Raw genomic sequence first — 12,763 nt, 5'->3', positions numbered from 1 at the left:
TTGAATTTAGCGTATATTGCGAAGCTTACATCGCATGTGTGCAACACATTGATATTTATACGTTTAATTTTATGTTTTTGTGGTGTTTCGTATCATAAAGTCTCCGCTATAATAAAAGAAAGTGTTTTATATTATAAATAATAGGAGCAGTTTATGAGTGAGATTCATAACAAGATTGGTTATAAAGTCATCGTAACCGGCGTCGTACAGGGTGTTGGTTTCCGCTATTTTACCGCGATAGAAGCTCAGAAACACAATATCGTTGGACACGCTAAAAATTTAAGTGATGGCTCGGTAGAGGTATTAATGTTTGGCCAAGATTTGCAGTTACAACATCTGCTGAGATGGCTAGAAACGGGACCTAAAACCACAAGCGTTGAAAATATTAAGATCGAAGAGATCGCATACATGGAGAAAAAGCGTTTTTTACCGCATTAAGTCAAGCTGCATCAGCAGTAAATAGAGTTACAACTACAAAAGGAATTGTTTAGTGTCATTTACCATCAAACAGAAAGTTTATTGCTTCGTTTTATTTTCATTCTTATCAATTTTATTCATCGGTTATGAGGGGATCTCCTTAGTAAAAGAGGAGATGTACTCAGATAGAGAAACTCAATTAAAAGTACAAGTAGAGAGCGTTGAGGGCGTTTTAAAATTATATCAACAGAAGGTTGATCAAAAAGAATTAAGTTTGCAGCAAGCAAAAGCAGAGTTTTATGCATTACTCACTAGTATGGGTTACGGGAACGGTGATTATTTCTTTGCATTCACCACGGATATGGAACTCAAAGCTACGGTAGAAGGTGGAAAGGTTGGCATCAACGTTGCGAATATAAGAGATGCGAATGGGCGATCTGTCTACCAAGATATCTACAATGGCAGTAATGGAATAAATAACCGCGGCTATACGCAATATCAGTTTAAACGTGGCGTTAATGGTCCTGCAGAAGATAAACTCTCCTATGCACTGCAATTTAAACCATGGGGCATTGTCGTTGGTACTGGTATCTATATCAGCGATATCGAAAAAACCGCATTTGATTCTCTTGTCGAGATGGCGTTAGTGGTATTTATTGTATTAGTGGTATTGATCTTCATCGCTTGGAAAATTATTTCCGCTGTTATTGTGCCTATTAATAATATTCAGACAGTGATGGCTAAAGTTGAAGCAGGTGATATTACACTTCGCCTTTCAGACTCAAGCAAAGATGAATTAGGTTTATTAAGTCATTCAATAAACTCTATGCTAAGTGAGTTCCATAATCTGCTTGAAAAATTGTCGGGTTCCTCTGCGGACTTAACTGACGCTTCTGACAGTCTAGCGGTGATAGCGCAACAAACAAATCGTGGTGTGAGTAAACAATCGGAAGAGATTCAAACCGTCGTTAGCGCAATCGAGGAGATGTCGTTAACGGTGAAAGAGGTAGAAGGTAATACGCTGACTGCGGCGAATACGACGCAAGAAGCGAGTACGATGATCAATGATGCGAGTTTGATGGTTGCAGAAACATTACTGCTTGTTGATGACGCGGCGCAAAAAATTGATCATGCTGGGGTTGTTGTTGAAGAGTTAAAACAGGGCTCCTCTGAAATTGCCAAAGTACTTAATGTTATTACCTCTATCTCTGATCAAACGAATTTATTAGCCTTAAATGCTGCCATTGAAGCTGCGCGTGCAGGAGAAGCTGGACGTGGTTTTGCTGTTGTTGCTGATGAAGTAAGGAGCCTTGCGCAAAATACGCAGAACTCTACGATTGAGATACAAAAGATCATCGAGCAACTACAATCACTTTCACAAACAGCATCAGAAAGTATGATTGCAGGTAAGGATGCTGCTCAGCAAACGATTGAAGCGACTACACATACAGATGAAAAATTGAAGCTAGTTGTTGATCATGTAAATAGAATTAACGATATGACCGGGCAAATCGCCTCAGCAACCACTGAGCAAGCTGCCGTTGCTGATGAGGTCGCACGTGCGATGGTGAGTATTAGTGATATTTCAGTGGAAACAGAACAAGCCAGTGAACAAACGAAAATTGAAAGCTTAAATGTAAAATCACTTTCTGAAGATGTTGATAAACGCATAGAACGTTTTACAATATGAGTTGTTACCGGCTTGTCGTTTAACTATTAATAAAACAAAAGCATGAGTTATTTAACTTGTGCTTTTTTTTTGAAATCATTTAAAACAATCTCTAAGGCTTCGATAGCCATTTTACTCTCGATCTTGTTTTCTTCTAGTAATTCAATTAAATCTACTGCAATTTGTACTGCTGGTGGTGCATCCGCTAAGCTATGGTGCTGTTCACTCATCGTTTATTTCCTCAAGTTGAAACTCTAATTTTTGGGTAAAAGTATTACATTTATGGAAGCGAATTTTTAATGCTTCTATTTTTTCTTTGGTATATGAGCGATTACATTCTTCCCCACTAGAGAGAAGTTCTTCTTGCTCTGCAATCATCGTTAGCAGGCGATGTTCATATTCAGATTGCTTTTTCAGTTGCTGAAAGATCTTTTCTTTGGGTGAAGAGTAAGATTTATAAAGCAATGCTGCTTTGCCCTTTTCAATAGACTGAACAAGCTGCATAAGTAACTGAAACTGATTTACAAATTGCTCACATTCTATTTTGATTAATAGCTCTTGGCGTTTGTTATCAATACTATTTTGCAATGAATTAAGGGTTTTTTCAACCTGATTAAAGTAGCCTATTAAGGTCAGGCTACGTTTTGAAAACTGGTGTGCTTCAAAAACAAAGCAGCGGTTCTCAGTTTGTGTTAGTTGTAAGTCTATTTTTATACAGCGAGCTTGAAGGGCGGTTAATTGCCCTCTTAATTGTAGAATAGAGGCATTATCTAGCTGAGCCATGCGTTATAACCTAATTTAAGTGCCATGATCATAACAATCACGATGAAGATAGGGCGAATGAATTTAGCGCCAAAGTGAATGGCAGAGTGAGCGCCGATGTATGCACCGAGCATTAAACAACTGCCCATAGTGAGACCAATCAACCAGTTTACCTGCCCAAAGTAGATAAAGGCTAATAGCGAAGTAAAATTACTGGTGAAGTTCATCGATTTTGCAACGCCACTAGAAAGCAAAATGTTGAGCTTGTATAAACGCATGTTAGAGATAACCCAAAAAGCACCCGTTCCTGGTCCTGCATAGCCATCATAAAAACCTAAAATGAAACCTTGTAGTCGTTGTTTTAGTTTTACTGCAGGCGTTAGTTCAGGCGGTGAATTGCCATCTTGTTCTTTCATACGATTAAATAGGCTATAAATAGCGGCACAAAGGATCACTGCAGGTAGGATTTTCTCTAACCATTCAGCACTGATGAAATTAACTAAAATTGTCCCCATCAATGCACCGATAAAAGTGCTATAAAGACTGTTTTTCCAAAACAGGGGATTAAATAATTGTTTTTTAAAATACGTATAAGCAGCAGTGCCTGATGCAAAACAAGCTGATAATTTATTGGTACCCAGCGTTAAGTGAGGTGGTAAGCCTAAGCTTAATAGTGCAGGTACAGTGAGCATACCACCGCCACCGACGATCGCATCAATAAACCCTGCTAGTAAACCTATGCTTGCAAGTAGTAATAAGGTGCTTGGATCAAGTAGCATTTCTGTCATGTTCTGTTTTGCTCAAATTGAAGTTTAAATGGAGGCAATGCGTCTAGCAGGCCTTTACCATAGCGTTTTGTTTTTACACGCTTATCTAAAATAATAATTCTGCCAGTATCTTGCTCTTTACGAATTAAGCGACCACATGACTGAATCAGTTTTTTACTGGTTTCAGGAATGGCGAGTTGCATAAATGGGTTGCCGCCTTGGGAGGTTATCCATTCAGAATGTGCTTCTTCAACGGGAGAATTTGGCACAGCAAAGGGCAATTTAGTAATAATGAGATTAGTTAGGTAATGACCGGGTAAATCTAAGCCCTCGGATAAACTGCCAGTTCCAAATAAAATTGAAGTTAACCCTTTCTCACAACGCTGCTTATGATCATGGATTAATTGGCTACGAGATAATACGCCTTGAACTAACAGAGCTTGTCCATATTTTTTAGCGAGCTTGTCGGCCACTAAATTCATCTGCCAATAGGAAGCAAACAACACTAAATTCGCTTCTTTATCTTCAATAAAGGTAGCCACTTTATCAACTAATTCATTGTCAAAATCTGCATGGGTAGGTTCATGCTGCATATCTGCAATAATCAGATCAACAGATGGGTAATCAAAGGGGGATTTTAAGCGTAAATATTGCGTACCATCATCACTGCGTAAGCCACTTTGACGTTTAAAATATTCAAAGCTATTCAAAGAAGTAAGGGTTGCGGAACAAACAATGACACCTGCAGCTTGTGACCAAAGCATATATTCTAATAAACCACCCACTTCTATCGGGGAGCCGTGTAAGTTAAGCTCACCATTTTCATTGTCGGCCCAAGCGGCGATCGGTGCTTGTTTCTCTGAACGATCGCGGATTAACATATTACTTAAGCAGTTGATGTTTTCAAAACGTTGTAAGAATAGCCCGGTTTCAATCAGCAGTGGCTCAGCATCACGTACTTTAATGTTGTCATCTTTTATCTCTTCATCAATGATGGATGAGAGCTTGGATAATGCAGCAACTCCTTTTTTACTCTCCATTTGTAGATCATTGATGATGTTGATAAGGGCATCGGGTAACTCACCGAGCTCAAAACGGCACTGATTTTTTTCCCCGAACAGCTGTGCATTATCACGAAAGAAATGTTCTATTTTTTTCAGTGAGGCATCCAGCTCTACACCACTTTCTAATAGATTCAAGCAGGGCGTGATGGTCGTGTGTTTGTTGATCTTTTTAGAGATATGTTGATTAAGTGGCTTGAGTTTTTTTAACCACTCTTGCGCGGCTTTTATATTGGTAGAAGCGCTAGCAAAATCACGTGATATTTTTGGCAGATGATGTGCTTCGTCTAATACATAAAAGCAGTTATCTGGATCAGGTAAAATAATACCGCCACCTAGTTCAAGGTCAGCAAGTAATAGAGCATGATTAACCACAATCACATCCGCTTTGTTAATGTCGTCACGTGCACGATGAAAAGGGCATTGGCGATGATTAGCGAGTGCGCGCTTGCAGCTAAATTTATCCGAAGCAATATGTTGCCAAATTCTATTTGGAATCGGGGTGGGCCAACTGTCACGATCCCCTTGCCATTTTCCGTCTAGATAAGCCTTATGTAGACGTTTTAATAACTCTTGATCACCCGCTTTAGGGCGCTCCTCAAACAATTGTGCTTGAGTGTCTTGCTGGCTTGTATCTTGTGTTGCTAATAATTTTTGCTCACAACAATAACGTTGTCTGCCTTTGGCTAGGGTAAAAGTGAATTGATAATCACTATGGCGTAGAAAAAAAGGCAGGTCTTTATTGATTAATTGCTCTTGCAGCGTAATGGTTGCGGTAGAGATAACCAGTTTTTTATTATTAGCTTGCGCAACAGGCAGTGCAGCTAAGATATAAGCTAATGATTTACCAATACCTGTTCCCGCTTCAGCGACTAATATTCTACGTGACTTTTCATACTCACCCGCGAGTACTTTGGCTATTTCTGCAACGAGGTAGTTTTGTGCTTTTCGCTTAGCAAAATTAGGCAGTGCTTGAGTGAGTTTGTCATAACCATGGCGTATCTGTTTTTTTACTGTGTCTGAGAGCATATATTCCGAACTGTTTAAGGGCTTACTTGGGCTGTTGTAGGTATAAAACAGCCGCTTCAACGCGTGATTTTACGACAAGTTTTTTGAGTAAACTTTTAACGTGTACTTTTACCGTACCTTCAGAGATTTGTAAACTTTCTGATATCTCTTTATTGCTCAATCCCTTTGCTACTTCTGCCATTATCTGTTGTTCACGCTTGGTCAAATGCGCTAGCTTCTCACGAATATTATCTTCATCATCCAGCTCTCCTAAAAAATCGATGAGCTTATCACTGACGACTAATTCCCCCGCGAGCACTTTGCTGATGTTTGCTAACAATAACTCAGGTTCTGAATCTTTTAACAGGTAGCCATTTGCACCTTGGTTGATCATCGCAATCACGTCTTGTTTACTGTCACTGACGGTTAAAATGATAATTTTAGCACTACAATTATCACTCTTTAATGCCTTTAATGTCTCTAAGCCTGAAATACCCTGCATATTATAGTCAAGTAAGATTAAGTCTGGATATACTTTTTTAGCATAACTTACTGCCTCAATACCGTTTGTTGCTTCTGCTACCACATTAAAGATGGGGTCTATAGAGAGTAATTGTTGGATTCCTTTACGCATTAGTGGGTGGTCGTCAACAATCATAACACGTGTTAAATTAGTCATTTTCAGCTCCTTGATTCAATATTGATTTTTTATAGGGGAAGATAAGCTTAACCTCTGTTCCTTGAATTAAGCTGTTAAATGAAAGTGTTGCACCTAATTCATCGGCGCGCTGCTTCATAATAGATAACCCATAATGGTTATCTTTTTCACTATTATTAACGATTCCTTGTCCATCATCAATAATACTAATCCATACCTTATGCTGATCAGTAATAATGCATGAGATTTCGATATGAGAACATTGTGAATGCTTAATGGCATTGATAATAGCTTCTCGGACTATTTGTAATAGGTGGATATGCTGGCTTGCGTCAGTATAAAAATAAGATTCAAACTGCTTAATCGTAATAGGTGCCGCGGTTTGTTTCTGCAATGTTTTTATCATCGTTAACAATGCTTCTTTAAAATTAGATTCGGTAACACTTAAACGAAAGGTTGAGAGCAGAGAGCGTAATTGGATATAAGCATCGGAAACGGCTTCTTCGATGTTGCCGATGGTTTGTTGAGCTTGTTGTTGTGAGTGATCAACTTGTCGGTGTAACAGCGTACATTGAATATTTAAAAATGACAGTGATTGCGCAATGGAGTCATGCAGTTCGCGCGCAATAATATTACGCTCTTCCATTAATAAAATTTTCTGCGCTTGTAAGCTGTGCTCCTCTTGATATAACGCACGTGCAACTAACCCAGTAAAACTCTCTATTAATGCATATTGATCGCGAGCTCCCTGTTTTAATACATAATTTAAAAAACCAAATGGCTTACCATTAATAATAATTGGAATGCTGCGCATACGCTGGTCAATACCTGCACAACCATGCTCGCTATTAATGAAAGTACCGTTATTCAGCTCAAGACAAAGCTTATCTAAATTAGCCTGTCTCGCGAGTGCATTTAATGCATTGTATAAAATCGGGGAGGTTAATTTTACAGTACTTAATTGTTGCGAAATTGAGTATAAAAACTCAATGGTTTGGTTTGCTTTTTCCAAGGCTACGGTTTGCTCTGAAACTTGTTTTTGCATGGTTGAAATTAAATGGTCTAACTCACTTGAAGTGTCTTTAATACCTTGCGAAAGTACGCCAATTTCGTTACTAGGGTAGGGGTAAGGAAGATCGAATTGATGTGCTTTGATGGCTTGTACATTTTTAAGTAACTGTTTGATGGGTTGTACGATCTGCTTTTTTGAATACAGATAAAGTGTCACTCCAATCATCATGGTAATTAAAAAACTAATAAACTCAGCAAGATGGATGATATGTATCTTTTTCTTTGCAAGCACCTGATATTGTTTGACGATATTGTCTAAAGAGTCATAGAACGCAGGTAATAACACTTCAGTCTCAGTAAAACGCAGTTGATCAATAGTGGAGTGTATTTCAGCCCACTGATTTGCGAGTTTCTGGTTGGTTTGATTAATTTGTTGTGTATTAAACCATGAACTCTGAAAAAGCGGCTCATTGGCTAATTGCGTATCTATTTGCTGAATAAGTGTTGGCAAATCTTGTGGATGATATTGTGATGCATAGAGTAACCCTGTGGTCGATATTTTAAGGCTGGTCAGGTTATCAATTATTTTTATATTTTCGATGTGGCTGTCGAAAGTCGTAAATACGCTTATAATATGAGCTGCAGAGATGATTAGAATCATCAAACAAGCATTTGTGATCACTTTTACAACAGAATGGGAGTGAAATGGTAGATTAATTTGCATAGGTAATAGAGAATATAAAAAGAATTTCAATGTAACATAGTGTTTACATATTCAATACAGCTCCGAGCTTAATATCACTAAGTTTTTCTAATATGTGAATTAAGCCGCTTAACTTAAATAATGTTAAGAAGGGTAAAGGTGGAAACGGCTTTGCCTCCCGTGTTTGGAAAGGAACTTAAAAATGCAACAGCTTAAAGATAACTTCAATCGTAAGTTTGAATACTTACGCCTGTCGATAACCGATGAATGCAATTTCAAATGCAATTATTGTTTACCTGATGGGTATCAACGTAGTCATGAAAATCAATTTTTATCTCATCAAGAGATTAATCACTTAGTGCAAGCTTTCGTAGAATTAGGTACTAAAAAAGTACGTATAACCGGCGGAGAACCTAGCTTGCGCAAGGATTTTTCCGATATTATCAAATCCGTTGCTTCGGTAGAGGGGATCGAAAAGGTTGCCACTACGACGAATGGCTTTCGCTTGCAAAAAGATGCACAACATTGGTTCGATGCTGGGCTTGATGCGATTAATGTCAGTGTGGATAGCCTCGACGCTAAAACCTTTTACCTCATTACCGGAAAAAATATTTTCCAAAAGGTGATGGACGGCGTTAGTGCTTGCGTAACGGCGGGTTATAAACAGGTTAAAATCAATAGTGTTTTACTAAAAGGGGTAAACGATAAGGATTTAGATCTTTATATCGATTGGATAAAAACACAACCGATTCAGTTGCGCTTTATTGAGTTGATGCAGACTGGAGATAATGCGGAATTTTTTGATAAGCACCACCTGTCTGGTTTATGGATCAAAGAAAAATTATTAGCTGAAGGTTGGACTCAAAAAGTGCCGTTGAGTCACGATGGTCCTGCCCAAATTTTCACTCACAGTGAGTATCAGGGGGAAGTTGGTTTAATCATGCCTTACAGTCAAGATTTTTGTAAAAGCTGTAATCGTTTACGTGTTTCTTCAACTGGTAAGTTACATCTCTGCCTATTTGGTGAAAAGGGCGTTGATCTTCGTGATTTGTTAATAGATTCCTCACAAAAAGAGGCACTAAAAGCACGCATTATTTTAGCATTAGAGGATAAGAAAGAGAGCCACTATTTACAAGCGGGTAATACAGGTATAACCCCTCATTTAGCATCTATCGGTGGCTAGTAGTGATCAATAAGGTTTCCTTTTATAGGTTTTTCTATAAAGGGAAACCTCCCTATATTCGTATCCAAGAATTTTTCTCGTAGTATAAATGAGCGTTAACTCTCATTATTCAATTTCGCTATTGATTTGTATCAATAGAACACCTTATTAACATACCTCCTTTACACTTCTTTGCTATTGTTTGTTACAAAATAAAGGCTTATTAACCTTTTATTAACATTATAAAAAGTAAGGTTATTTTGTGGATTTTGATGCCAATAAACGTAGTTTGTTTCGTCCCAAAAAAGTAATAACGACTGATAATTTGTTACCTTGGGTTATTAGCCCTAAGCAGTTTTTAGATAATTGTACGCAATGTGGGGATTGTCTAGCGGTTTGTCCTGAGGAAATTATTGTTAAAGGGGATGGCGGCTTTCCAAATGTTGACTTTGATCTAGGTGAGTGTGATTTCTGCGGGAAATGTGCAGAAATTTGTAAAGAGCCTATATTTACAGCTATAACCGAGTCGCCATGGCACAAAAAAGCGTCAATCAATAATACCTGCTTAGCGAACCAAAATATCTATTGCCGTAGCTGTGCTGAAAGCTGTGAAGCACAAGCATTAACTTTTCAAATTGGCATTAGCGCAGTACCCCAAATTGACAATGATTTATGCACTGGGTGCGGTGCATGTGTAGCACCTTGCCCCACTAAAGCTATCGAAGTAAAGCCTATTGAAACTAAGGAAAACAAATGAAACCTGAAGAGTTGCATGTATCAAGTTTAATCGTGCATGTGAATATCAAAAAAGAGGATGCGATTCGAGCTAGCATCAATCTCTTAGTTGGCGCTGAGGTAATTACTATTTCACCACAAGGGAAAGCAATTGTGGTCTTAGAAGCACCTAATCAACGCATTATTATGGAAGTCATTGACGCAATTAATGAAATAGATGGGGTTATCAATACTGGCCTTGTCTACCATGAGTTTGAAAAAGCAGAAGCATAACCATTTTTTAAATAGTAGTTTAAAGAGAGTGAGGACGTAACATGAAATTTACCAGACGTGAATTTATGAAAGCACAGGCTGCAGCATCTGCAGCCGTCGTGGCTGGCATAACATTACCCGCCTCCGCTAGTAATATTATTGCCAGTAAGGATGCAAGCAAAATCAAGTGGGATAAAGCCCCTTGTCGTTTTTGTGGGACTGGCTGTAGCGTATTAGTCGGCACACAGGATGGCAAAGTAGTTGCGACACAGGGTGACCCTGACGCACCAGTAAACAAAGGCCTTAACTGTATTAAAGGCTATTTCTTATCAAAAATTATGTATGGTAAAGATCGTCTAACAACGCCTTTATTACGTATGACCGATGGTGTTTATGATAAAGAGGGGGACTTTGCACCTGTTTCTTGGGACACCGCATTTGATGTGATGGCGACTAAATTCAAAGACGCATTAAAAGAGAAAGGACCTACATCAGTCGGTATGTTTGGTTCAGGTCAATGGACTGTCATGGAAGGCTATGCTGCATCAAAATTACTGAAAGCAGGTTTCCGTTCAAACAACCTTGATCCAAATGCTCGCCACTGTATGGCTTCAGCGGTAGTTGGTTTCATGCGTACATTCGGTATTGATGAGCCGATGGGCTGTTATGATGACCTTGAAAATGCAGATGCGTTTGTATTATGGGGCTCTAACATGGCCGAAATGCATCCAATCCTTTGGTCTCGCTTAACGGATCGTCGTTTAAGTAGCCCAGATGTTAGCGTGCATGTACTTTCAACTTATACGCATCGTTCATTCGAACTTGCTGATAATGGTATGATTTTTACGCCTCAATCTGATTTAGCAATCTTAAACTTTATTGCAAACTACATTATTCAAAACGATGCTGTGGATAAAGATTTTGTTAAAAAACACACCAATTTCCGCAAAGGCGCAACGGATATCGGTTATGGGCTTCGTCCTGAACATCCGTTACAAAAAGCAGCTAAGAACCCAGATTCTGGTGCTTCAACACCAATGACATTTGATGAGTTTGCTGAGTATGTTTCTGAGTTTGATGTTGATTACGCGGTGAAAATGTCAGGTGTACCGGCTGAAAAACTGATTAAACTTGCAAAAATATATGCAGATCCAAATATCAAAGTAACCTCTTACTGGACAATGGGCTTTAATCAACATACACGTGGTTCATGGGCTAATAACCTAATGTACAATGTGCATCTATTAACCGGTAAAATTTCAAAACCGGGCTCAGGTCCATTCTCTCTGACTGGTCAACCATCGGCTTGTGGTACTGCGCGTGAAGTCGGTACGTTTGCCCATCGTCTACCTGCAGATATGGTGGTTGCAAATCCTAAACATCGTGCGATCGCCGAGAAAATTTGGAAATTACCTGAAGGAACTATTCCGCCAAAACCAGGTTACCACGCTGTATTACAAAATCGTATGTTAAAAGACAGCAAGCTAAATGCTTACTGGGTAATGTGTAATAACAACGTGCAAGCGGGTGCAAACATAAATGAAGAGATTATCCCAGGTTACCGTAACCCTGATAACTTTATTGTTGTTTCTGACCCTTACCCGACAGTAACCGCACAGATGGGCGACCTTATTTTACCAACTGCAATGTGGGTAGAAAAAGAGGGCGCTTACGGTAATGCAGAGCGTCGTACGCAAACCTGGTATCAGCAAGTTCAAGCACCAGAGGGAGCGAAATCAGATTTATGGCAGATGATGGAGTTTGCAAAACGCTTCAAAATCGAAGAAGTTTGGCCAGAAGAGTTGATCGCTAAAATGCCTGAAGTAAGAGGCAAAACGATGTATGACGTACTTTATCGTAACGGTAATGTAGATGCATTTGGTTTAGATGAAGTGCCTGAAGATCGCCTCAATGATGAAGCGCGTGATTTCGGGTTTTACGTTCAAAAAGGCCTATTTGAAGAATATGCACAATTCGGGCGTGGTCATGGTCATGATCTAGCACCTTACGAACAATACCATCAATCAAGGGGTCTACGCTGGCCTGTTGTGGACGGTAAAGAGACGCTTTGGCGTTTCCGTGAAGGTTATGACCCATATGTCGAAAAAGGTTCTGAAGTGCAGTTCTACGGAAAACCGGATAAAAAAGCGGTGATTTTTGCACTGCCTTACGAAGCACCGCCAGAAGTGCCAGATGAAGAATACGATCTATGGCTAAGTACTGGTCGTGTTCTTGAGCATTGGCATTCAGGTTCGATGACACGTCGTGTACCAGAGTTATATCGTGCTTTCCCTGATGCGGTTGTGTTTATGCATCCTGATGATGCTAAATCACGTGGTTTACGTCGTGGTGATGAGATTGTATTGGCATCTCGTCGTGGCGAACTGACATCTCGTGTCGAAACAAGAGGACGTAACCGTCCACCTGTTGGCTTGGTCTTTATGCCTTGGTTTGATGCAAAACAGTTGGTGAATAAAATCACCCTTGATGCGACTTGTCCGCTTTCTAAAGAGACGGATTACAAGAAGTGTGCTGTGAAGATAACCAAAAAAGCATAA

Annotated in this window: 12 protein-coding genes and 1 riboswitch; of the genes, 6 read left to right on the top strand and 6 right to left on the bottom strand. The window is 39.3% G+C overall.

The annotated features are described in order from the left end of the window. Positions 1-153 precede the first annotated feature (153 nt). Together QQK09_RS14120 and QQK09_RS14115 are read left to right on the top strand one after the other, a co-directional pair. The gene (locus QQK09_RS14120) at positions 154-438 is read left to right on the top strand and encodes an acylphosphatase (RefSeq protein ID WP_284204796.1); all 285 of its coding nucleotides are present in this window, start codon (positions 154-156) and stop codon (positions 436-438) included. Positions 439-490: 52 nt separating this feature from the next. Next, the gene (locus QQK09_RS14115) at positions 491-2,107 is read left to right on the top strand and encodes a methyl-accepting chemotaxis protein (RefSeq protein WP_284204795.1); all 1,617 of its coding nucleotides are present in this window, start codon (positions 491-493) and stop codon (positions 2,105-2,107) included. A gap of 47 nt (positions 2,108-2,154) precedes the next feature. Here the strand turns inward: QQK09_RS14115 and QQK09_RS14110 are convergent, their stop codons facing one another. Genes QQK09_RS14110 through QQK09_RS14085 form a run of 6 tightly spaced genes read right to left on the bottom strand, consistent with a single transcriptional unit; the run spans position 2,155 to position 8,014 of the window. Beyond that, positions 2,155-2,316: a YbaM family protein gene (locus QQK09_RS14110; protein WP_284204794.1), complete on the bottom strand. Its 162-nt coding sequence runs from the start codon at positions 2,314-2,316 to the stop codon at positions 2,155-2,157. Continuing rightward, positions 2,309-2,869, bottom strand: a complete 561-nt coding sequence (gene priC, locus QQK09_RS14105) for a primosomal replication protein PriC (RefSeq protein WP_284204793.1) — start codon at positions 2,867-2,869, stop codon at positions 2,309-2,311. The genes QQK09_RS14110 and priC overlap by 8 nt, the downstream gene beginning before the upstream one ends. After that, a complete protein-coding gene (locus QQK09_RS14100) occupies positions 2,857-3,636 on the bottom strand; it encodes a TSUP family transporter (protein ID WP_284204792.1) in 780 nt (259 codons plus the stop codon). The genes priC and QQK09_RS14100 overlap by 13 nt, the downstream gene beginning before the upstream one ends. Continuing rightward, the gene (gene dinG, locus QQK09_RS14095) at positions 3,633-5,705 is read right to left on the bottom strand and encodes an ATP-dependent DNA helicase DinG (protein ID WP_284204791.1); all 2,073 of its coding nucleotides are present in this window, start codon (positions 5,703-5,705) and stop codon (positions 3,633-3,635) included. The genes QQK09_RS14100 and dinG overlap by 4 nt, the downstream gene beginning before the upstream one ends. Positions 5,706-5,727: 22 nt before the next feature. Beyond that, the gene (locus QQK09_RS14090; RefSeq protein WP_284204790.1) at positions 5,728-6,363 is read right to left on the bottom strand and encodes a response regulator; all 636 of its coding nucleotides are present in this window, start codon (positions 6,361-6,363) and stop codon (positions 5,728-5,730) included. Further along, a complete protein-coding gene (locus QQK09_RS14085; RefSeq protein ID WP_284204789.1) occupies positions 6,356-8,014 on the bottom strand; it encodes a histidine kinase in 1,659 nt (552 codons plus the stop codon). Before QQK09_RS14085 ends, QQK09_RS14090 begins: the two co-directional genes overlap by 8 nt. 111 nt (positions 8,015-8,125) lie before the next feature. Beyond that, positions 8,126-8,267: riboswitch (molybdenum cofactor riboswitch) on the top strand. Between QQK09_RS14085 and moaA the strand changes: the two genes are divergently transcribed. The 4 genes from moaA (at position 8,259) to napA (ending at position 12,763) form a co-directional block, all read left to right on the top strand. After that, entirely contained in the window at positions 8,259-9,239 is a 981-nt protein-coding gene (moaA, locus tag QQK09_RS14080; protein WP_284204788.1) for a GTP 3',8-cyclase MoaA, read from the top strand. It overlaps the preceding riboswitch by 9 nt. Positions 9,240-9,480: 241 nt before the next feature. Then, a complete protein-coding gene (napF, locus tag QQK09_RS14075) occupies positions 9,481-9,975 on the top strand; it encodes a ferredoxin-type protein NapF (RefSeq protein ID WP_284204787.1) in 495 nt (164 codons plus the stop codon). Next, complete coding sequence (locus tag QQK09_RS14070) at positions 9,972-10,226, top strand: chaperone NapD (RefSeq protein ID WP_284204786.1); 255 nt, start codon at positions 9,972-9,974, stop codon at positions 10,224-10,226. The genes napF and QQK09_RS14070 overlap by 4 nt, the downstream gene beginning before the upstream one ends. Before the next feature lie 41 nt (positions 10,227-10,267). Beyond that, positions 10,268-12,763 (top strand): nitrate reductase catalytic subunit NapA, encoded by a 2,496-nt coding sequence (gene napA, locus QQK09_RS14065; RefSeq protein WP_284204785.1) that lies wholly within the window; start codon positions 10,268-10,270, stop codon positions 12,761-12,763.

The sequence above is a fragment of the Psychromonas marina genome (genome assembly GCF_030161115.1).
Classification (GTDB): domain Bacteria; phylum Pseudomonadota; class Gammaproteobacteria; order Enterobacterales; family Psychromonadaceae; genus Psychromonas; species Psychromonas marina.
The sequence above is the reverse complement of the archived record's forward strand: the minus strand, read 5'-3'. Positions and strand labels throughout refer to the sequence as shown.